Here is a 21337-nt window from a genome sequence, read left to right as displayed (position 1 = left end):
CCGCTCCAGGTGGCCCGCGGTGGGGCCGGGCTCCGGCCCCGGCCCCATCACGGGCTCTTCCTCAGGGCCGCAGGTGCCGGGTGAGGAAACGGGCGGCTGCGTCCCCGGCGAACTGCGGAACGCCGGTGTGCCCGCCCATGTTGGCGTGCAACGTCTTCTCCTCGGAGCCGAAGGCGTCGAACAGGTCCAGTGCCGCCTGCCGGTCGTTGCCCTCGTCGTCCCACTGCAGCAGGACGTGCAGCGGGACGGTGACCTGGCGCGCCTCCTCGAAGATGACGCGAGGGACGAGGCTTCCCGCGAACAGGACGGCGGCCGCGACACGCGGCTCCACCGCCGCCAGCCGGGTGCCGACGGAGATCACTCCCCCCGAGTACCCGACCGGCCCGCCGATCCCGGGCAGGGCGAGGAGGGCGTCGAGGGCGGCCTGCCATTCCGGGACAGCCCTGTCGACCAGAGGGAGGACGAGGGCGTCGACGATCTCGTCGCCGACGGGCTCGCCGGCCTCCACGGCCCGGCGCATGTCCGCGCGCGCCCGGTCGAGGGCGGGCCATCGGGGCCGTTCGCCGCTCCCGGGGAGTTCGACGGTGGCCGCGGCGAAGCCGTCCGCCCCGGCCTGCCGGGCCCGCTCCGCGAGCCGGGGGTACATCCTGTGCAGCCCGAGCGGAGGGTGGCCGAGCAGGATCAGCGGCGCCGGCGCCGACGCGGGTGCGGACGCGGGCGTCCACAGGATGCCGGGGATCTCGCCGAGCAGGAACCGGCGTTCGAGGATGTCGTCGCCGAGGCGGTGTTCGGAGGTGAAACGCATGGATATGCCTTTCGGGAGGGCTCAGGAACGGCGCTCCCGGACGACCTGTCGCCCGGCCATGACTCCGCAGGGGAGCACCCATGTCGATACTGCGTCCACGGGTACCACCTCCTGTCCCTCTCGCACGGCCTCCGGCAGGCTAACAGAGCGGCGGGGCCGGTTCGAAGCGATATCGGCGGCCCTGATGACGGAAGGAGCCCACCCCGGCCAGGGGGTGGGCGCCTTCCGTCATGACGGCGGTTCAGCGGGCCGAGAAGGCGTGCACCGTCGTCGAACGGTAGGTGTCGCCCGGCCGCAGCACCGTCGAGGGGAACGACGGCTGGTTGGGGGAGTCCGGGAAGTGCTGGGACTCCAGGCAGAACGCGTCGCCCTGACGGTAGACCCGCCCCGAGGTGCCGGTCAGGGTGCCGTCGAGGAAGTTGCCCGTGTAGACCTGCATGCCGGGCTCCGTCGTGTACATCTTCATCACCCGGCCCGAGCCGGGGTCCGTCACCGTCAGCGCGTACTCCGGGCGGGCCGATATCCCCTTGTCCAGGACGTAGTTGTGGTCGATCCCCTGCCCGAAGCCGATCTGCTCGTGCGGGGTGCGGACCGCGTCCCCGAGGGCCCGGGACCGCCGGAAGTCGAACGGCGTACGCGCCACCGGGGCGAGCTCACCCGTCGGGATGAGCGTCGCGCCGACCGGCGTGTAGCGGGAAGCCGCCAGCTCCAGCAGATGCCCGTCGACGCTGCCGCTGCCCTCGCCCGCCAGGTTGAAGTACGTGTGGCTGGTCAGGTTGAGGACCGTCGCGCGGTCCGTCGTCGCCGAGTAGTCGATGCGCCACTCGCCCCGCGGGGTGAGCGTGTAGACGACACGGACGGCGAGCGTGCCCGGATAGCCGGCCTCGCCGTCCGGGCTGGTCCGGGTCAGGACCAGCCCGACGTCACCGCGCTCGGTGAACGGCCGCACGTCCCAGACCCGCTTGTCGAAGCCCTGGTCGCCGCCGTGCAGGCTGTTCGGGCCGTCGTTGACGGGCAGTCGGTGCGTGACACCGTCGAGGGTGAAGCGCCCCTCGGCGATGCGGTTGCCGTACCGGCCGATCAGCCCGCCGAAGTACGGGGACTTCGCCACGTAGTCCGCGAGGTTGTCGAAGCCGAGCGCGACGTTCACCGTCCGGCCCCTGCGGTCCGGCGTCTCCAGGGAGTGGACGACGCCGCCCCACGACAGGACCTTCAGCCGGGTCCCGCCGTTGGCGAGGGTCCAGCGGTGCACCTTCGTCCCGTCGGCGAGCGTGCCGAAGAGCTCTCTGGACGGGGTGCGCCCGCGGGTCGCGGCCTGTGCGGACGGTGCGCCCGCCGCCACGGCCACCCCGGCGGCGGCCGTGGCCGCCAGGACGGTGCGTCTGCTGGTTCCGGTCATGAAGGTCATGAACAACTCCTGTCGTGGGAAGGGGTGTTACGAACCGACCTTGCGCTTGTTCCAGACGTCGAAGCCGACCGCGGCCAGCAGCACCGCTCCCTTGATGACCTGCTGCCAGTCGGTGCCGATGCCGACGAGGTTCATTCCGTTGTTCAGCACGCCCAGGACCAGGCCACCGATGATCGCGCCGAGGACCGTGCCGACGCCGCCGCTCATCGACGCGCCGCCGATGAACGAGGCGGCGATGGCCTCCAGCTCGAAGTTGAGGCCGGCCTTGGGCGAGGCCGCGTTGAAGCGGGCGGCGAAGACCAGGCCCGCCAGGGCCGCGAGCATGCCCATGTTCAGGAAGACCAGGAAGGTGACCTTCTTGTCCTTCACGCCCGACAGCTTCGCCGCGGGAAGGTTGCCGCCGATGGCGTAGATGTGGCGGCCGATGATCGCGTTGCGCATCAGGTAGCCGAACCCGACGACCAGCACACCGAGGATCAGCAGCACGACCGGCGCGCCCTTGTAGCTGGCGAGCAGCAGCGTGACGACGAGGATCGCCGAGACGAGCGCGACCAGCTTCAGCAGGAACAGCTTGGCCGGCGGCACGTCGAGGGCGAACTCCTGCTGCCGCTTGCGGTCGCGGATCTCCTGGATCACCACGAAGGCGATCAGGGCGAAGCCCAGCAGGAGGGTGAGGTTGTGGTAGTTCGTGTTCGGGCCGACCTCGGGCAGGAAGCCGTTGGCGACCTTCTGCAGGCCCTTCGGGAACGGGCCGAGGGTCTGGCCCTTCAGGACGATCTCGGTCAGACCGCGGAAGAGCAGCATGCCCGCGAGGGTGACGATGAAGGACGGTATGCCGAGGTAGGCGATGAAGAAGCCCTGCACGGAGCCCGCGACCGCGCCGATGGCCAGGCACAGCACCACCGCGAGCGGCCAGGAGAGATCGTGCTCGACCATCAGCACGGCGGACATCGCGCCGATGAACGCGGTCAGCGACCCTACGGAGAGGTCGATGTGCCCGGCGATGATGACCAGCATCATGCCGATCGCCAGGATCAGGATGTAGCTGTTCTGCAGCACCAGGTTGGAGACGTTGCGCGGCAGCAGCAGGTCACCGCCCGACCACACCGCGAACAGCACCACGATCAGGCCGAGGGCCATCAGCATGCCGTACTGCCGCATGTTGCGGCGCATGCCGTCCAGCATCAGCTGCAGCAGTCCGCCGCCGGCGGCCGGTTTGCCTCCGCCCGACGGCGCGGGGGCCGGGGTCCTGTCGGTCACGTCCGTGCTCATCGGGTTACCTCTTTGTCCTTCGTCATCTGACGCATGAGTGCTTCCTGCGAGGCCTCGGCCCGCGAGAACTCACCCGTCAGCCGTCCCGCGGCCATCGTGTAGATGCGGTCGCACATGCCGAGCAGCTCCGGCAGTTCGGAGGAAATGAAGATGACCGCCTTGCCCTCGGCGGCCAGTTGGTCGATGACCGTGTAGATCTCGTACTTGGCGCCCACGTCGATGCCGCGCGTGGGCTCGTCCAGGATCAGCACCTCGGGACCCGCGAAGATCCACTTGCTGAGGACGACCTTCTGCTGGTTGCCGCCGGACAGCTTGCCCACCGGCTCGAACACGGTCGGTGCCTTGATGTTCATGGACCTGCGGAAGTCCTCGGCGACCTGCTGTTCCCCGTGCTCGTCGACCAGACCCCGCTTGGCGACCTTGCGGAGCGCCGTCAGCGAGATGTTCCGGTTGATGGTGTCGATGAGGTTGAGGCCGTAGTGCTTGCGGTCCTCGGTGGCGTACGCGATGCCGTGCTTGACGGCCTCGGGGACGGTCTTCGTACGGATCTCGGTGCCGTCCCGGAGGACCGTACCGGCCGCGTAACGGCCGTACGAGCGGCCGAAGACGCTCATCGCCAGCTCGGTGCGGCCGGCGCCCATCAGCCCGGCGATCCCGACGATCTCGCCGCGCCGCACCTCGATCGAGACGTCGTCGACGACCTTGCGCTGCTGGTCGACGGGGTGGTGCACGGTCCAGTTGCGGATCTCCAGCGCGGGAGCGCTCCCCTCCTCGGGGTGGTGCGGGGTCCGCTCCGGGAAGCGGTTCTCCAGGTCGCGGCCGACCATCCCGCTGATGATCCGGTCCTCGGTCGTCGCCTCCGCCTTCACGTCGAGCGTCTCGATGGAACGCCCGTCGCGCAGGATCGTGACCGAGTCGGCGACCCGGCGGATCTCGTTGAGCTTGTGCGAGATGATGATCGAGGTGATGCCCTGTTCCTTCAGCGAGAGCATCAGGTCGAGGAGCTTGCCGCTGTCCTCGTCGTTGAGCGCCGCCGTCGGCTCGTCGAGGATGAGCAGCTTCACCTTCTTGGAGAGCGCCTTGGCGATCTCCACCAGCTGCTGCTTGCCCACGCCGATGTCGGCCACGCGGGTCTCGGGGTGCTCGTCGAGACCGACCCGCCGCAGGAGTTCCCCGGCGTGCCTGAGGGTGTCGTTCCAGTTGATCAGTCCGCGCTTGGCGTGCTCGTTGCCGAGGAAGATGTTCTCCGCGATGGAGAGGTACGGCACCAGCGCCAGTTCCTGGTGGATGATCACGATGCCGTGCTGTTCGCTCGCCCGGATGTCCTTGAACCGGCAGGTCTCGCTCTCGAAGAGGATGTCCCCTTCGTAGCTGCCGTGCGGATGGACGCCGGAGAGCACCTTCATCAGGGTGGACTTTCCGGCGCCGTTCTCACCGCAGATGGCGTGGACCTCGCCCTGACGGACGGTCAGTGTGACGTCCGACAGCGCTTTGACACCGGGAAAGGTCTTGACGATCGAGCGCATTTCCAGGACGGGTCCCGCCATGGTCTCGCCTTCCAATCCTTGAGGGGGCCCGGTTACTTGAGGTCGTTCTCGCTGTAGTAGCCGTCGTCGATGAGGGCCTCCTTGTAGTTCGCCTTGTCGACGCTGACCGGCTGCAGCAGGAAGGCGGGGACGACCTTGGAGCCGTTGTCGTACGACTTGGTGTCGTTGAGTTCGGGCTTCTTGTCGTTCAGCGCCGCGTCGACCATGTTCGTGGCGACCTTGGCGAGCTTGCGCAGGTCCTTGTAGACGGTCTGCGTCTGCTCACCCGCGATGATCGACTTCACGGAGGCGAGCTCCGCGTCCTGGCCCGTGACCACCGGCATCGCCTTCGCCGCGGTGCCGTAGCCGTCCGACTTCAGGGCGGACAGGATGCCGATGGAGATGCCGTCGTACGGCGAGAGCACCGCGTCGACCCGGGCGCTGCGGTAGCTGGAGGTCAGCAGGTCGTCCATGCGCTTCTGCGCGGTGCCGCCGTCCCAGCGCAGGGTGGTGACCTGGTTGAGGGCGGTCTGCTTGGACCTGACGACCAGCTCGCCCTTGTCGATGTACGGCTGGAGGACGTTCATCGCGCCCTGGAAGAAGTACTTGGTGTTGTTGTCGTCGTTGGATCCGGCGAACAGCTCGATGTTGAAGGGGCCCTTCTTGCCCTCCTTCAGGCCGAGCTTCTCCGCGATGTAGCCGCCCTGGAGCTCGCCGACCTTCTCGTTGTCGAACGAGGCGTAGTAGTCGACGTTCTCGGTGCCGAGGATCAGCCGGTCGTAGGAGATGACCGGGATGTCGGCGTCCTTCGCCTGCTGCATCACGTTGTTGAGCGACTTGTTGTCGATCGCCGCGACGATCAGGGCGTCCACGCCCTGCGTGATCATGTTCTCGATCTGCGAGACCTGCTGGTCCGGGTCGTCCTCACCGTAGACCAGCTTGGTCTTGTAGCCCTTGGCCTTGAGCTCCTTCACGACGTTGGCGCCGTCGGATATCCAGCGCTCGGAGGACTTGGTCGGCATGGCGACGCCGATGGTGGCGCCTTCGCTGCCTCCCTTCTTCTCCTCGCCGCCGCCTTCGCTGTTCTGGCCGCAGGCGGTCAGGGCGAGGGCGAGCGTGGCGGTGGAGGCTATGGCGGCGAGTGCGGCTCTGCGGTTGCGCATGGTCATCATCCTTGATGTGTGTCATGGCTCGGTCCGTCGACGCCGGAATGCTGGGGGCGGCTCGACCGAGAACAGGTGTGTGGGATTCTGCGCGGCTCTGTCTTCTTTTGGGGAGGCTGTTTCCGGAACGTTATGACGAGATCTCGAACCGGCCGAGCGGGCCCGGCAGTCGGCTGCCGAGAGGGGCCATGCCCCCGTCCGCCCCGTGCCGTGCGAGGAGGTCCAGTGCGAGCCGCCCGCGCCGCACCCGCTCCTTGGCGGTGGACAGGGCCAGCTCCCGCAGGTGCTGGCCGTACGGATAGATCCCGGGCGACTTGGAGAGGCCGAACTTCAGGTAGAGCGGTGCGCCGCGCCGGATCAGTTCGGCGACCTCGTACATCCGCACGTAGCCGCCGAGATCGTCCGGCGCCTCGATGTAGAGATCCATCGGGGCCCTCGACACCCGCCGTATCTCGGTGAACTGAGCGAGCGTCAGGTCGGAGGGGATATTGATCGAGTCGGCGCCGAGCTGCTCGAAGACGGCGTACGAGGCCGGGTTCACCGGCCCGATGAGCGCCGACACCTTGAAGGTGGTGTCCGCGGGCAGCGCGCCCTGCGCGCGCAGCCGGTGCAGGGTCCAGAGCACGCCCTCGTCGGCCACGAGCAGGCACTTCACCCCCAGTCCCGTGGCGCGCAGCGCGTCCTCCACGCAGCCGGCCAGGGCGTCCTGGCCGCGGGCGCGCAGCCCGGCGCCGCCGGAGTCGGTGCGGACCGATGCGCCGGTGTCCCAGGTGCCGCGCGGCCCCGTGAACAGACAGAGCTCGATGTCCCGTTCGGCGCAGCCCTCCACCATCTCGGTGATCTCCGCGTCGGTCAGCATCCAGATGCCGCTGCCCTGGCTGATCCGGTGGACCGGGACGTCGAGCCTCGCGGACTCCTTGAGCACGACACCGAGGGCTTCCGGGCCCTCCACGGACGGCACCTCGGTGCGCCAGCTTCCCCCGCCGGGGAAGGAGTGCGGGGAGGTGTCGGCCGGGGACAGGGGTGCCGGGCCGAGACCGAGCGCGGTGAGCGCGGCGTCACCCGGACGGCGGGCGCCGGCGGCACCGGAGGAGGAGACAGGGGCGTCGTTCACGACTGGTCCTTCATGTTCGGTATTTCGGACGACATTCGGATCATTGGGCGTGCACCGGTGCGGAGGCGGTCAGGGCGCCGCCGTGCCGGCGCACGGATCAGGGCGGGCCCGTCACGGCCGCAGCAGCACCTTCCCGGTCTCCGGATTCCCGGACCCCACCAGCGCCACCGCCTCGGCGAACCGCTCCAGCGGGAACTCGTGGGTGACCAGCGGCGCCGGATCGAGCAGCCCGGCCGTGAACGCCCGCACGGCGTAGGACCAGGCCGCCGAGGACGCGCCGAATACGCTGCGCACGGTGAGCTGGCTCAGCGACAGATGCACCGGGTCGATGCCCACGGCGCCCGGGGCGAACATCCCGGTCAGCACCACCCGTCCGCCGCGCCGCGCCAGCAGGCACGCGTCCGCCGCGGTGGACGGCGCTCCGGCCGTCTCCACGACCAGGTCGTAGCGGCCCCGCACCTTCTCGGCCTCCTCCGGGACCCTGGCCTCGTCCGCCCCGAAGCCCAGGGCCAGCGAGGCGCGTTCCCGCCTCGGGTCGATCACGGTGAGCTCCGCGGGCGACACCGCCGCCAGCAACTGGACCGCGAGCAGGCCGAGGGTGCCCGCCCCCACCACCGCGATCCGCTCGCCGGGCTCGGGAGCCCCCGCCCGTACGGCCGCCGCGATCACCGCGGCCGGCTCCAGCAGGGCCGCGGCCCGCAGGTCGGCGTCGTCGGCCAGCGGGTGCAGCAGCCGCGCCGGGATCACCAGGTGGTCGGCGAAGGCCCCGGGGCGGGTGAACCCCGTCTCGTCGTAGCCCGCCGTGCACAGGGAGGTCTCCCCGGACCTGCACCGCTCGCAGCGCCCGCACGCCCGGAAGCCCTCGGCGACCGTGCGGCGGCCGGTCAGCGCCGGATCGACGCCCTCGCCCACCGCGTCGACGGTTCCCGACCACTCGTGACCCGGCACGACGGGGTAGCGCACGTAGGCGGCGTCGCGGTGGCCGTCGTACACCTCGCGGTCGCTCATGCAGATCCCGGCCGCGGCGACCCGCACCCTGACCTCGCCGGGGCCCGGCTCCGGGACCGGCCCCTCGGTCAGCCGGTGAATGCCGGGGCGCTCGACGTTCAACGAGCGGGAGTGGGTGCTCACTTGGGCTGCCTCTTCTCCCAGCCGTCCGCCCACAGGTCGAACCGCGCCTGCTGCTGCGGGAACTCCGCCGCCGCGTCCACGTCCAGCTCCACGCCGAGCCCGGGGGCGTCGGAGAGCTCGAAGCAGCCGGTGGCGGGGTCGACGGCCGGGGCGCCCTTGACGACCTTCTTGATGTCCGCGTCCGCGAAGTCGTTGAAGTGTTCAAGGATCTTGAAGTTCGGGGTGCAGCCGGCGACCTGGAGGCTGGCCGCGGTCAGCACCGAACCGCCCACGTTGTGCGGGGCGATCAGCGTGTAGTGGGTCTCCGCGGTCGCCGCGAGCTTGCGGGTCTCCAGGATGCCGCCGATGTGGCCGACGTCCGGCTGGATGATGTCGGCGGCGCCCGACTCGAAGAGCTCACGGAACTCGATCCGGTCGTGGATGCGCTCACCCGTCGCGATCGGCAGGTCGACCTTGTCCGCCACCCTGCTCAGCGCCTTGAGGTTCTCCGGCGGCACCGGCTCCTCCAGCCACGCCGGCTTGAACGGCGCCATCTCGCGGGCGATCCGCACCGCGGTCGACGGGCTGAACCGCCCGTGCATCTCCAGCATCAGCTCGGTGTCGGGGCCGATGGCGTCCCGCACGGCCTCGATGAGGGAGACGGCGTAGCGGGTCTCCTCGTGGCCGAGCTCGAAGTGGCCCGTACCGAAGGGGTCGATCTTCAGGGCCCGGTAGCCGCGCTCCACGACTCCCTGGGCCGCCTTGTGGTAGGCCTCCGGGGTGCGTTCGGTGGTGTACCAGCCGTTGGCGTAGGCCTTGACCCGGTCGGTGACCTTCCCGCCGAGCAGCTGCCAGACGGGGACACCGAGCGCCTTGCCCTTGATGTCCCAGCAGGCCATCTCGATGACCGCGATGCCGGACATCACGATCTCCCCGGCCCGCCCGTAGTCGCCGTACTTCATCCGGCGGACGAGGTCCTCGATCGCGAACGGGTCGGAGCCGTTGATGTGGTTGGCCGACGCTTCCCGCAGATAGCCGAGCAGCGCGTCCGTGCGGCCCAGCATCCGGGTCTCGCCGACCCCGGTGAGGCCCTCGTCGGTGTGCACCTGGACGTAGGTGAGATTGCGCCAGGGCGTGCCGACGACATGCGTGCTGATTCCGGTGATGCGCACGGGTGTTGCCTCTCCACGTGTTCCGTATTTCGTGTTCGGTATTTCGTCACTCGTTCGAAATGCTGGCGTGACCGTAATTCGGGCCCGGGGACGTGTCAATGGTTCGCGCAAGTACGCTGAGGTCATGAGTGATCTCGGGGCGGGTTTCGGTTACTTGGTCAAGGGCCAGCGCTGGGCCTTCGGGCACGGCAGGTGGTTCGGATTCGGCCTGCTGCCCGCACTGATCACCCTCGTCGTCTACGCGGGCGCGCTCGTCGGCCTGGGCTACGGCGCCGACGACTTCGTCGGCTGGGCGACCCCGTTCGCCGACGACTGGTCCTCGCCCTGGCTCGGACTGCTCCGCAACACCCTGGTCGTCCTGACCTTCGTGCTCGGGATATTCCTCGCGGTCATCACCTTCACCGCGGTGACCCTGCTGGTCGGCCAGCCGTTCTACGAGTCGCTCTCCGAGGAGGTCGACCGCACCGAGGGCGGCGAGGTACCCGAGTCGGGCCTGCCCTTCTGGCGCGAGCTGTGGATCTCCGCCCGCGACTCCGTCCGCATCCTGCTGCGCGTCGCGGTCTACGGCATCCTGCTCTTCGCCCTCGGCTTCGTCCCCGTCATCGGGCAGACCGTGGTCCCCGTCCTCGGTTTTTGCGTCTCCGGCTACTTCCTCTCCGAGGAGCTCACCGCCGTCGCCCTCCAGCGCCGGGGCATGGTCCTGAAGGACCGGCTCACGCTGCTTCGGGGCCGGCGCTCGATGGTCCTGGGCTTCGGCGTCCCCCTCGCGCTGGCCTTCCTCGTGCCGTTCGTCGCCGTGCTCCTGATGCCGGGTGCCGTCGCGGGGGCCACGCTGATGGCGCGCGAGCTCACCGCGCCTCCCGTGGCCGGCCCGGAGCCGGTCCCGTCCTCGCCGTACACCCTGCACAAGGACTGAGCGGGCTGCCGGACCGGCCGGTCCGGCAGCCCGCCGGGGTCAGCCGCTGTGGACCTCCAGCGCGGTCCTGACCGCCGACTCCAGCGCGCCCTCGATCCAGGCGGGCTTGACGGACGTGTGGCAGCCGGCGAAGTGCAGCGGCCCCTCAGGGGTGCGGACATCAGGGAAGAGCTCGGTGTGCTGGCCGGGCAGGAGCACCGACGCCTCCCCGTACGCGTAGGGGTCACGCATCCAGGACTGGGTGCGGCCGACGCCCGTGTAGAACACCTCGACGCGCTGCCCGTACACGTCCTGGACGCCGCCCAGGGTGTGCGGGTAGCGCTCGTCGTCGTCCAGCGAGTCCCACTTCAGGGCGTCGTCGGCCCAGCTGTAGGAGGCGAGCAGTACCCCGCCCTCGCTGCCCTCGACCGGATGCGAGGGCTGGTAGATGAAGCGGTTGGCGTTGTCGGTCACCGAGCCGCCGCCGATGACGTGGGCCGCCTCGGGCTGGTCGCGGTCGGTGGAGCGGAAGGCCGCGTAGTGCACCCGCTGGTCGGGCGGGATGTGGCCGCGCGGGACGGAAGGGTGCGCGCCCAGCAGCGAACCGTCGGCCGGGGCCTTGCCCGTCCGGTACTCCTCGTACAGCCCCGGCCGCACCGCCCCCAGTTCACGCCTCCAGTCCGTCTCGTCGAACTCCCACCAGCGGCGGCTGAATTCGAGCAGCACCTTGGTCGCCGCGTCGTAGTGCACCTCGGTGATCGCCCGGCGCTTGCGGTACGAGAGAGCGGGCGTCACCGGGAGGTGCCGCAACCCGGAGAAGGGCACCGTGATGATCGCCCGGTCGCCGGTGAACGTCTCCCGGACGACGGGGCCGCCCCGGCCCTCGGAGACCGTCTCGACGCTCACCCCGTCCTCGGTGTGGCTGATCCGGGTGGCCCGGCGATCCAGGTGCACCAGGTCCTTCACCTGCGCGTACATGGCGTCGACCAGGGTCGCGGTGCCGTCGGGCAGTTCGAAGAAGGAGGTCGCCGGGCTGATCAGCGAAGCTCCGATGAAGCTGTGCAGGAAAGCGAGATGGAGGCGCGAGGTCATGTTCTCGACGGTGCCGATGAGGTCGACGGTGCGCTCGTCCAGCTTGGCCACCTCGGTCATGTACCGGAACATCGAGAAGTGCCCGTACCGCTGGAGCACCGTCGCCCAGCCCTCGACCAGGGCCGTCCCCTCCTTGCCCTCGATCTCCTTGCGCACGGGGGCGAACGCGTCCCGCACGATCTGCGAGGCGGGCGTGTTCTCGTAGGCGGCGGGCACGCCGAAGGAGCGGTTGACCGCCTGAGGCTTCGCGGCGTAGTCGGTGCGGCGGACCCGGACGCCGTTGACGTGGATCCAGGTGCGGTTGGCGGGACGCCCATCGGCATCGACGTCGACCAGGTGGAAGCGGCGGGTCTTCAGCCCGAGACCGGCCATGAGCCCGGTGACCAGCGGGTGGCTGTCCGGGATGCGCATCGCGCCGGCCTCGGCGTACTGCTTCGGATCGGCGAAGGGCGGGTCGGACTGCTCGTGGCCGCCTGCCCGGAAGGTCTTGATCCGTCCGCCGACACGGTTGCCGTTGGCCTCGATCACGGTGACGGTGTGGCCGGCCTCGTGGAGGAGTCGCGCCGCAGTGAGTCCGGCCGGCCCCGCACCGACGACCAGCACCTTCTTGCGCGCGGCACGGGTACGGGGCAGGCCCTTGTCCAGGAGGACCTCGCGGTAACCGGGCACCAGGTCCTTGTCGTTCCCGTCGCGTACGAGGATGGCGCGGGCGACGGTGAGGCAGGCGTCCCAGTCGGAGCCGGGCGCCGCCCCCGGCGCGGCGGCGGCCCGTGGCGCCGCCGCCCTCGAGGACGGGGCGGCGGCGGTCACGGCGAGCGCCGCAGCTCCGGCGGTGGCGCCCGCGATCAGGGACCGGCGGGACGGCAGGGCGGGTGACGGTTCGTCAACAGGTGAAATCATGGTGATCACCCTGCTGTGCGGGACCGGCCGGGAGCGTCGCGGACGCGCGCCCACCGCCCTGATTCACCCGCTGGTGATCTTGGTCGTCCGGTGTTGACACGAGCCGGAACAGGGGGAGTTGGGTCTCAGCGCACGGAGAAGCCGTACACCGTCGTCGAGGCGAACTCCTCGCCCGGGCGCAGCACCGTGCCCGGGAACTCCGGGCGGTTCGGCGCGTCGGGGAAGTGCTGCGTCTCCAGGGCGATCCCGGCGCACGGCACGAAGGGATCCCCGCCGAGGTGGTCGGCGGTGTAGAGCTGGAGCCCCGGCTCCGTCGTGCGGACCGTCAGCAGGCGTCCGGACGCCGGGTCGTACAGCTCGGCGACCGGCTCCCCGCCGGTCTCCTCCAGCTCGTAGTTCGTGTCGTAGCCGGGACCCACCGGCTTCGGCTCCCGGAAGTCGTACCGGGTGCCGTCCACCGGAAGGAACTCCCCCGTGGGGATCGACTTCTCGTCCCCCGGGGTGATCCGCCCCGCCGCGAGCCGCAGCTCGTGACCCAGCGCGCTCCCGCTCCCGGCGCCTGCCAGATTCCAGTACGTGTGATTCGTCAGGTTCACCACGGTCGGTGCGTCCGTCGTCGCCCGGTAGGCGATCCGCAGCGCTCCGTCCTCGTCCAGGGTGTACGTCACCGACACCGCCAGCCGCCCCGGGAAGCCCTCCTCGCCGTCCTCGGACACCAGGCGGAGCCGCACTCCGCCCGGCACCTCCTCGGCGTCCCAGACGCGCTTGTCGAAGCCCCGCTCACCGCCGTGCAGGGTGTTGCGGCCCTCGTTCCGCGTCACCCGGTGCGTACGCCCGTCCAGGACGAACGACCCGCCGCCGATCCGGTTCGCGTACCGGCCGACCACGGCGCCGAAGTACGGGCCGGGCTGCGCCTCGTACCCCTTGACGTCCGGCAGCCCCAGGGCCACCTCGGCGCGGGCACCGTCCCTCCCGGGCACCACGACGGACTGCACCACGGCGCCGTACGTCAGCACCCGCACCCGGGTGTCCCCGCGTTCCAGGGTCCAGCGCCGGACCGGCGTACCGTCCGTGCGGGTGGAGAAGTCCTCGCTGCGTACCGTTGTACCCGTCGTCACGATCATGGACCTTACGCCGGAGGCCCGGCCGCCGTGACATTGCGGTAGGCGATCTCCGCCAGCCTGGCCTGGCCGTTGCGCCCCGGGTGGAACCAGTCCCACTCGCTGAGCTGCTCACCGGTGAAGCGGTAGTCGAACACCGCCCCGCCGTCGTAGCGGCAGCGTTCGTCGCGTGCGCAGACCTCCCGCAGGACCTCGTTGTAGGCGACGACGCGCTCCCGCACGGCGTCGCGGCGCGCGACCGCCGCCGCGCCCATGTCGTCCGCGTCGCCCAGCATCGACCGGCAGATCCCCAGCTTCCAGATCTGCTTGCCCAGCGGATTCTCCCGCCCGGTCGACCAGAGCCGCTTGAGATCGGGCACGCTCGACACGTAGACCTGCGACGTCGGGGCCGAGGCGCGCAACTGCCGCATCGACGCCTCGAAGGAGGTCCGGAAGTCCGCCACCGGGGTCATCAGCCGCACCGAGTCCCGGCAGGCGTCGTTCGCGCCGATCATCACCGTGACCAGCTCCGGCCCGTCCTTCGCCGCGCGCGCCATCTGCTCCGGGAGCTGCGCCATCCTGGCACCCGACACGGCGTGGTTCCAGCTGTGCGACGCCGCCTTCGACGCCCCCAGCAGGCGCACGGCCAGGCTCCGCACCCCGCCGTCGCTCCCCGTCGCCCAGGACACCTCGGGGCAGTCGGCCAGGACCGAGCAGGCGTCGAACCCCCGGGTGATGGAGTCCCCGACCGCGGCCACCGAGGCGGGGCTCGCGTCCCACGCCGGTGTCGGCGCGGGGGAGGGGACCGCGGCGCCCGAGCCGCTCCGCGCGGCCGGGCGGCCGTCGGAGGTGCACCCGGCGAGCACGGCGGCACCGGCGAGCGCGACCGCCGTCAGAGTGGCCCCGGCACCCTGGACGCGACGACGTGACGAACGCTCGGCCATCCCTGATTCCCCTCCGCTCACACGGGTGATTGTGCCCCTGGCACAACCGGACAGCCCCAGGTGGCGGGCCCCCACGCCCTCGCGGGTGAATGCTGAGCGAATCACGGGCCCGGGACCGACGGTACGTCACACACCCGGCCCCGGCGCACGGTAGCTTTTCCCCGTCGAACCAGTGGCGCCGACCGGCCCGCCTGCGCATGAGCGGGTCCGGTAAGTTATCTCACGTCACATACTGTCCCTTTTCAGGAGATTCACTCCCGATGCTGTTTACTGATGACAACCTCGGGAGCCGGCCGGGAAGAGGCGGTACGGGCGCGAGGCCCCTGGGGAAGGCGAACCTCGTCCCACACTGGAGGTCCCGGTGACGACACGTGGAGTCCTGTACGTACACTCCGCACCGCGCGCGCTGTGCCCGCATGTCGAATGGGCGGTGGCGGGTGTGCTCGGTGTGCGGGTCCAGCTCGACTGGATCAGACAGCCGGCCGCCCCCGGCACATGGCGCTCCGAATTCTCCTGGCAGGGCCGGGCGGGTACGGCGTCGGAGCTGGCCTCCGCCCTCCGCGGCTGGGACCTGCTGCGCTTCGAGGTGACGGCGGAGCCCTGCCCCACGGCGGAGGGCGAGCGCTACAGCTCCACGCCTGGCCTCGGCATCTTCCACGCCGTCACCGGCATGCACGGCGACATCCTGGTCCCGGAGGACCGTCTGCGGGCCGCGCTGGCCCGCTCCGTGCGCGGCGAGACGGACCTGGAGACCGAGGTCGCGGGGCTCCTGGGCAAGCCCTGGGACGACGAACTCGAGTCCTTCCGCCACGCGGGAGAAGGCGCGCCCGTGCGGTGGCTGCACCAGGTGGTCTGACCGGGCCCTCTGCCCTGTACCGCTCCGTTCTCCGGCCGTGCTGAAACGTTCCCTCGCGGGCGGGACCCGCAGGGCCCACGCGGACGGCCTTCGTAGCGGGCGTGAGCACGCTCTCCCGCATGCCTCGAAGCCGCGTGCTCGAAGCGACATGCCTCGGGCCCCGGGCGGCCCCCTCGGAACGGCGCCCGGCATGCGGAAGGCCCGCCTCCCTCGCGGGAAGCGGGCCTCCTCGGCAGAACCGGCGGATCAGACCGAGCGGAACGCCAGCACCACGTTGTGGCCACCGAAGCCGAACGAGTTGTTGATCGCGGCGATCGGGCCCTCGGGCAGCGCCCGAGGCTCACCGCGCACGACGTCCGCCTCGACGGCCTCGTCGAGGTCGTCGATGTTGATGGTGGGCGGCGCCATGCGGTTGTGCAGCGCCAGCACGGTCGCCACGGTCTCGATGCCGCCCGCGCCACCCAGCAGGTGGCCCGTCATCGACTTCGTGGCGGAGATCGCGACGTGGTCCAGGTCGTCGCCCAGCACCGCACGCAGCGCCTTGATCTCCGCGACGTCGCCCTGCGGCGTGGACGTGGCGTGCGCGTTCAGGTGCACGACCTCCGACGGCTTCAGGTCGGTGGAGTCCAGCAGGTTCTGCATCGCCGCGGCGATCCCGCGCCCGGTGGGCTCGGGCTGCGCGATGTGGTGGGCGTCCGCGGACAGACCCTGGCCCAGCACCTCGCAGTAGACCCTGGCGCCGCGCGCGGCCGCGTGCTCCGCGGACTCCAGGATCACGACGCCGGCGCCCTCGCCGAGGACGAACCCGTCCCGGGCGGTGTCGTACGGCCGCGAGGCCTTCTCGGGCTCGTCGTTGCTCTTCGACATCGCCATCATGTTGGCGAACGCGGCGATCGGCAGCGGGTGGATGGCCGCCTCCGTACCGCCGGCGACGACCACGTCGGCACGGCCGGTGCGGATCATCTCGACGGCGTACCCGATGGCCTCGGCACCCGACGCGCAGGCGGAGACCGGGGTGTGGACACCGGCCTGGGCGTTGACCTCGAGACCGACGTTGGCCGCCGGGCCGTTGGGCATGAGCATGGGAACGGTGTGCGGGGAGACGCGGCGTACGCCCTTCTCCTTCAGCACGTCGTACTGGTCGAGCAGGGTGATCACGCCGCCGATGCCGGAGGCGATGACCGAGCCCAGACGCTCGGGCTGGATCTTCTCGTCCTCACCGGCCTTGCCGGTGAAGCCGGCGTCCGCCCAGGCTTCGCGGGCCGCGATCAGCGCGAACTGCGCCGAGCGGTCCAGCTTGCGGGCGAGCGGCCGGGGCAGAACCTCGCCCGGGTCGACGGCCGCGAGGGCGGCGATCCGGACGGGCAGTTCGGCGAAACGTTCGCCCTCGAGAGGCTTGACGCCGGAACGGCCGGCCATCAGACCTTCCCAGGTCGATGCGGAGTCGCCACCCAGCGGAGTGGTTGCGCCGATACCGGTGACGACCACGGTGCGATTGGTCGGGCTCACTGGAAAATCTTCTCCACGTGTAGAGGGTCGTGAATCAGCGGCGCCACCGCCGGGTGGCGACACACGGGACGGGCTGGGATCAGCCCTGGTGCTTCAGGATGTAGTCGGCGGCGTCGCCGACCGTCTTGAGGTTCTTGACGTCCTCGTCGGGGATCTTGACGTCGAAGCGCTCTTCGGCGGCGACGACGACCTCGACCATGGACAGCGAGTCGACGTCCAGGTCGTCGGTGAAGGACTTGTCCAGCTGGACGTCCTCGACCGGGATACCGGCGATCTCGTTGACGATCTCGGCGAGACCGGTGACGATCTCTTCCTGAGTGGCGGCCATGTTGGCGCTCCTTCGATATGTTTCTGCAGGGTTCGGGCGTGCGGACCGAAAGGTCCGGTGTGCCTAGGGGAGGGTAACGACCGACGCGGCGTAGACGAGACCCGCCCCGAAGCCGATGATGAGCGCCGTGTCGCCGCTCTTGGCCTGACCGGTCGCCAGAAGCCGCTCCATTGCGAGCGGGATCGAGGCGGCCGACGTGTTGCCGGTGGTTTCCACGTCACGGGCGACCGTGACGTGCTCCGGCAGCTTGAGCGTCTTCACCATCGAGTCGATGATCCGCATGTTGGCCTGGTGCGGAATGAAGACATCCAGGTCTTCCGGGGCGATCCCGGCCGCTTCCAGCGCCTGCTGGGCGACCTTGGCCATCTCGAAGACGGCCCAGCGGAAGACCGCCTGGCCCTCCTGCGTGATGGCCGGGAACTTGACCTCGCCCCGCTCGTTGAGCGGCAGGTTCGAGACGTCGCCGATGTGGAAGTCGTTCCACGAGACGGTCTGCTTGATCGTCTCGGACTTGTCGCCCTCGGAGCCCCAGACGGTGGGGCCGATGGCCGGCTCCTGGGACGGGCCCACGACGACCGCGCCCGCTCCGTCGCCGAAGAGGAAGGCCGTCGCGCGGTCCTCCAGGTCGGTGAGGTCGCTGAGACGCTCGACGCCGATGACGAGTACGTACTCCGCCGAGCCCTCGACGATCATGCCCTTGGCGAGCGTGAGTCCGTAGCCGAAGCCCGCGCAGCCGGCCGAGATGTCGAAGGCGGCGGGCTTGCCCGCGCCGATCCGGTGCGCGATGTCGGTCGCGACGGCGGGAGTCTGCTTGAAGTGCGAGACGGTGGAGACGATGACTCCGCCGATCTGTTCGGGAGTGATCCCGGCGTCGGCGATCGCCTTGCCGGAGGCCTCCACGGACATCATCGACACGGTCTCCTCGTCGGAGGCCCAGTGGCGGGTGGCGATACCGGAGCGGGAGCGGATCCACTCGTCGGACGAGTCGATCGTCTCGAGGATCACCTCGTTGGGCACGACACGGAGGGGGCGGTAACCGCCGACACCCATGATCCGTGCGTACGGGGCGCCCTTGCTGGGCTTGATCTTCGACATGCTCTCGGGCTCCTTAGGCGCCTGCGTGCTCGGAGATGAGCGCGCGGGCCGCGTCGAGGTCGTCGGGGGTCTTGAGCGCGAGGGTCTTCACACCGGGCAGCGCGCGCTTGGCGAGCCCGACCAGGGTCCCGCCGGGTGCGGCCTCGATGAGAGCCGTGACACCGAGCTCGGCGAAGGTCTCCATGCACAGGTCCCAGCGGACCGGGTTGGCGACCTGGCCGACGAGCCGGGAGATGACCTCGGCGCCGTCGGCGACCGTCTTCCCGTCCGCGTTCGACACGTACGTGACCTTCGGGTCGGTGACCGTCAGGGTGGTCGCCGCCGCACGCAGCTTGTCCACGGCCGGAGCCATGTGGCGCGTGTGGAACGCACCGGCGACCTTCAGCGGCACCACGCGGCGCACGCCTTCGGGCTTGTCCTCGGTCAGCGCGGCGATCTGGGCCGCGGTGCCGGCGGCGACGACCTGCCCGCCGCCGTTGACGTTGGCCGGGGTGAGCCCCAGCTTCTCCAGGTGAGCGACGGTGACCTCGAGGTCTCCGCCGAGGAGCGCGGCCATGCCCGTCTCGGTGACCGCGGCGGCCTCGGCCATGCCGAGCCCCCGGGTGCGGACGAGGCGGAGCGCCGCCTCGTCCTCGATGACGCCGGCGAGCGCGGCGGCGGTGATCTCACCGACGCTGTGTCCCGCGACGACGCCGGGCGAGGCGTCCAGGGCGTCGGCCGAGAGCAGACCCGCGGCGACCAGCAGCGGCTGAGCCACCGCCGTGTCGCGGATCTCGTCCGCGTCGGCCTTCGTGCCGTAGTGGGCAAGGTCGAGCCCGATGGCGTCGGACCATCCCGCGATGCGGGCGGCGGCACCGGGGAGTTCGAGCCAGGGAGTCAGGAAGCCGGGCGTCTGAGCGCCTTGGCCGGGAGCGACGAGTACGAGCACCCTCACACTCTCTCTTGTGGACGGCCCCGGACGCCCGTGGGGACAAGGACGAAGAACCGTCAGGGGAATTGTTGAAGTTCGACAAAAGTCTAGGACTGAGTATCGCCGTCGGCCAAGCGTCCCAGGATGAGGGCGATCCGCAGAGTGAACGCGGATCGCACATCGGAGGGTGACCACCCGGTGACGTCGGTCACACGTCGCAGCCGGTAGCGCACGGTATTGGGGTGCACGAACAGCATCCGTGCCGCGCCCTCCAGACTGCTCGCCTGCTCCAGATACACACTCAGGGTCTCCAGAAGTGCCGAACCCGCTTCTTCGAGCGGTCTGTAGATCTCCTCCACCAGTTGATCGCGTGCGGCGGGGTCACCCGCCATCGCGCGCTCTGGAAGGAGATCGTCCGACAGGACGGGCCTCGGAGCGTCCTGCCACGCCGAGCAGGCCTTGAGACCGGCAGCCGCGGCCTGCGCGGAGCGGGTGGCCGCGAGCAGGTCGGGCACCACGGGACCGGCGACGACCGGACCGGCCGCATACGGTCCGATCAGCGACTTCGCGACGTTCAGGGGGTTGTCGCTGCCGCCCGCGATCACGACCAGACGGTGTCCGAGGACCCCGGTCAGGACCTGGAGCTTGGCGTGCCTCGCCGCCCGCCGGATCGCCTCCACGGTGAGCTCGCTGTCCCCCTCGGGGGCCGTGCCGAGGATGACGCACACGTGCTCGGGGGAGTTCCAGCCGAGGGCGGCGGCGCGGGACACGGCGCCCTCGTCCGCCTCGCCGGAGAGCACCGCGTTCACGACGAGCGACTCCAGACGGGCGTCCCACGCCCCCCGGGCCTCGGCGGCCTGCGCGTAGACCTGGGCGGTCGCGAAGGCGATCTCGCGGGCGTAGACGAGCAGCGCCTCGCGCAGCACCGACTCGTCACCCGGGGCCGCGACCTCCTCGATCGCGGTCTCCATCACCTCGATCGTCGTCCGCACCATCTCGACGGTCTGCCGCAGGGTGATCGCCCTGGTCAGTTCGCGCGGAGCCGTGCCGAACACGTCGGTCGAGATCGCCTGCGGCGTCTCCGGGTGCCGGAACCACTCGGTGAACGCGGCGATACCGGCCTGGGCGACCAGGCCGATCCAGGACCGGTTCTCCGGTGGCATCGCCCGGTACCACGGCAGCGTCTCGTCCATGCGGGCGATGGCGTTGGCGGCCAGCCGGCCGGAGGACTGCTCCAGCCGTTTCAGGGTCGCGGCGTGGAGGTGGGCGTCATGCGTGGCGGGCTGCTCAGGATCGGGTCGGGGCACGCACACAAGACTGCCTTATCGGGACAGGTGCCCGGAGGGGCGGGGCGGAAGGTCGCCCGGCGGGGATACCTTGGGGGTGTGATGGACGTACGCCGCTCCGGGGACCGCTTCCGCGGCGGGGACCCGGCCACGGGTGACTCCGCGGGCATCGAGACGCTGCACGCCTTCTCCTTCGGGCGGTTCTACGACCCGGACAATCTGCGGTTCGGGCCGATCCTGGCCTGCAACGAGGAGCGTCTCGCCCCGGGCGCCGGCTTCGACGAGCATCCGCACAGCCACACCGAGATCGTCACCTGGGTGGTGGAGGGCGAGCTCACCCACCGCGACTCCGCCGCGCACGCCACCGTCGTACGGGCCGGTGACGTCCAGCACCTCAGCTCGGCCGCCGGGGTCCGGCATGTCGAGCGCAACGACGGTCAGGCCCCGCTGACGTTCATCCAGATGTGGCTGGCCCCGCTGGAGCCGGGCGGGGAGCCCTCCTACACGCACGTCGCCGGGATCGCCGACTCCACGCCCTACGCCCTCCCCGAGGCCGGGGCGATGCTCCACGTCCGCCGCGTCTTCGAGGGCGAGCGCACCGCCGTACCGGACGCGGCGGGCGTCTACGTCCACGTCGTGCGGGGCCGGGTGCTCCTCGACGGCGAGGAGCTGGCGGCGGGCGACTCCGCGCGGATCACGGAGCCCCGTGGGCTGGAGGTCGAGGCGCTGGAGCGGGCCGAGGTCCTGCTCTGGGAGCTCGCCGGGGTGTGATCCCGGCATCCGGCCGGGGGCGGATCTAGCGAGTGGGCCGACCAGTCCGCCGAGCTCGCCGAAGCGCTGGGTTACCACGTC

19 protein-coding genes are annotated in these 21337 nt (G+C 70.5%); 3 read left to right on the top strand and 16 right to left on the bottom strand.

What is annotated here, in order from left to right:
- Positions 1 to 61: 61 nt before the first annotated feature.
- The 8 genes from B9S57_RS33725 to B9S57_RS33690 all read right to left on the bottom strand — a co-directional run bounded on the left by B9S57_RS33725 (position 62) and on the right by B9S57_RS33690 (position 9570).
- On the bottom strand, positions 62 to 805 hold the full coding sequence (locus B9S57_RS33725) for an alpha/beta hydrolase (protein WP_103760953.1): 744 nt from the start codon (positions 803 to 805) through the stop codon (positions 62 to 64).
- 241 nt (positions 806 to 1046) lie between these two features.
- Positions 1047 to 2213, bottom strand: a complete 1167-nt coding sequence (locus B9S57_RS33720) for an aldose epimerase family protein (protein WP_103760952.1) — start codon at positions 2211 to 2213, stop codon at positions 1047 to 1049.
- Between the two features lie 27 nt (positions 2214 to 2240).
- Positions 2241 to 3485, bottom strand: coding sequence for a multiple monosaccharide ABC transporter permease (mmsB, locus tag B9S57_RS33715; RefSeq protein WP_103760951.1), 1245 nt, complete (start codon positions 3483 to 3485; stop codon positions 2241 to 2243).
- A complete protein-coding gene (mmsA, locus tag B9S57_RS33710; protein WP_103760950.1) occupies positions 3482 to 5032 on the bottom strand; it encodes a multiple monosaccharide ABC transporter ATP-binding protein in 1551 nt (516 codons plus the stop codon). The genes mmsB and mmsA overlap by 4 nt, the downstream gene beginning before the upstream one ends.
- Before the next feature lie 32 nt (positions 5033 to 5064).
- Complete coding sequence (gene chvE / locus B9S57_RS33705) at positions 5065 to 6174, bottom strand: multiple monosaccharide ABC transporter substrate-binding protein (RefSeq protein ID WP_103760949.1); 1110 nt, start codon at positions 6172 to 6174, stop codon at positions 5065 to 5067.
- Between the two features lie 130 nt (positions 6175 to 6304).
- The gene (locus tag B9S57_RS33700) at positions 6305 to 7288 is read right to left on the bottom strand and encodes a hypothetical protein (RefSeq protein WP_103760948.1); all 984 of its coding nucleotides are present in this window, start codon (positions 7286 to 7288) and stop codon (positions 6305 to 6307) included.
- Between the two features lie 111 nt (positions 7289 to 7399).
- Positions 7400 to 8419, bottom strand: coding sequence for a zinc-binding dehydrogenase (locus B9S57_RS33695; RefSeq protein ID WP_103760947.1), 1020 nt, complete (start codon positions 8417 to 8419; stop codon positions 7400 to 7402).
- Positions 8416 to 9570: a mandelate racemase/muconate lactonizing enzyme family protein gene (locus B9S57_RS33690; RefSeq protein WP_103760946.1), complete on the bottom strand. Its 1155-nt coding sequence runs from the start codon at positions 9568 to 9570 to the stop codon at positions 8416 to 8418. Before B9S57_RS33690 ends, B9S57_RS33695 begins: the two co-directional genes overlap by 4 nt.
- Before the next feature lie 124 nt (positions 9571 to 9694).
- On the opposite strand from B9S57_RS33690, the gene B9S57_RS33685 reads away from it, so the two are divergent.
- Complete coding sequence (locus B9S57_RS33685; RefSeq protein ID WP_103760945.1) at positions 9695 to 10486, top strand: EI24 domain-containing protein; 792 nt, start codon at positions 9695 to 9697, stop codon at positions 10484 to 10486.
- Positions 10487 to 10525: 39 nt separating this feature from the next.
- Here B9S57_RS33685 and B9S57_RS33680 read toward each other — a convergent pair whose 3' ends face one another.
- The 3 genes from B9S57_RS33680 to B9S57_RS33670 form a co-directional block, all read right to left on the bottom strand.
- Positions 10526 to 12457: an FAD-dependent oxidoreductase gene (locus B9S57_RS33680; protein ID WP_103760944.1), complete on the bottom strand. Its 1932-nt coding sequence runs from the start codon at positions 12455 to 12457 to the stop codon at positions 10526 to 10528.
- A gap of 125 nt (positions 12458 to 12582) precedes the next feature.
- A complete protein-coding gene (locus B9S57_RS33675) occupies positions 12583 to 13581 on the bottom strand; it encodes an aldose epimerase family protein (RefSeq protein WP_103760943.1) in 999 nt (332 codons plus the stop codon).
- 5 nt (positions 13582 to 13586) lie between these two features.
- Complete coding sequence (locus B9S57_RS33670; protein WP_103760942.1) at positions 13587 to 14501, bottom strand: SGNH/GDSL hydrolase family protein; 915 nt, start codon at positions 14499 to 14501, stop codon at positions 13587 to 13589.
- 361 nt (positions 14502 to 14862) lie between these two features.
- Here B9S57_RS33670 and B9S57_RS33665 point away from each other — a divergent pair, with 361 nt between their 5' ends.
- Positions 14863 to 15357, top strand: coding sequence for a DUF3145 domain-containing protein (locus tag B9S57_RS33665; protein ID WP_103760941.1), 495 nt, complete (start codon positions 14863 to 14865; stop codon positions 15355 to 15357).
- A gap of 246 nt (positions 15358 to 15603) precedes the next feature.
- On the opposite strand, the gene fabF is transcribed toward B9S57_RS33665, so the two are convergent.
- The 5 genes from fabF to B9S57_RS33640 all read right to left on the bottom strand — a co-directional run bounded on the left by fabF (position 15604) and on the right by B9S57_RS33640 (position 20506).
- A complete protein-coding gene (gene fabF / locus B9S57_RS33660; RefSeq protein WP_103760940.1) occupies positions 15604 to 16866 on the bottom strand; it encodes a beta-ketoacyl-ACP synthase II in 1263 nt (420 codons plus the stop codon).
- Between the two features lie 79 nt (positions 16867 to 16945).
- Entirely contained in the window at positions 16946 to 17194 is a 249-nt protein-coding gene (locus B9S57_RS33655; RefSeq protein WP_014045780.1) for an acyl carrier protein, read from the bottom strand.
- 63 nt (positions 17195 to 17257) lie between these two features.
- Complete coding sequence (locus tag B9S57_RS33650; protein WP_103760939.1) at positions 17258 to 18289, bottom strand: ketoacyl-ACP synthase III; 1032 nt, start codon at positions 18287 to 18289, stop codon at positions 17258 to 17260.
- Between the two features lie 13 nt (positions 18290 to 18302).
- Entirely contained in the window at positions 18303 to 19217 is a 915-nt protein-coding gene (locus tag B9S57_RS33645; protein ID WP_103760938.1) for an ACP S-malonyltransferase, read from the bottom strand.
- Positions 19218 to 19306: 89 nt separating this feature from the next.
- Positions 19307 to 20506 (bottom strand): CdaR family transcriptional regulator, encoded by a 1200-nt coding sequence (locus tag B9S57_RS33640; RefSeq protein ID WP_181011567.1) that lies wholly within the window; start codon positions 20504 to 20506, stop codon positions 19307 to 19309.
- 81 nt (positions 20507 to 20587) lie between these two features.
- Between B9S57_RS33640 and B9S57_RS33635 the strand changes: the two genes are divergently transcribed.
- The gene (locus B9S57_RS33635) at positions 20588 to 21256 is read left to right on the top strand and encodes a pirin family protein (protein WP_374936011.1); all 669 of its coding nucleotides are present in this window, start codon (positions 20588 to 20590) and stop codon (positions 21254 to 21256) included.
- Positions 21257 to 21337 lie beyond the last annotated feature (81 nt).

This window comes from Streptomyces sp. SM10 (assembly GCF_002910915.1).
GTDB lineage: Bacteria > Actinomycetota > Actinomycetes > Streptomycetales > Streptomycetaceae > Streptomyces.
The sequence above is the reverse complement of the archived record's forward strand: the minus strand, read 5'-3'. Positions and strand labels throughout refer to the sequence as shown.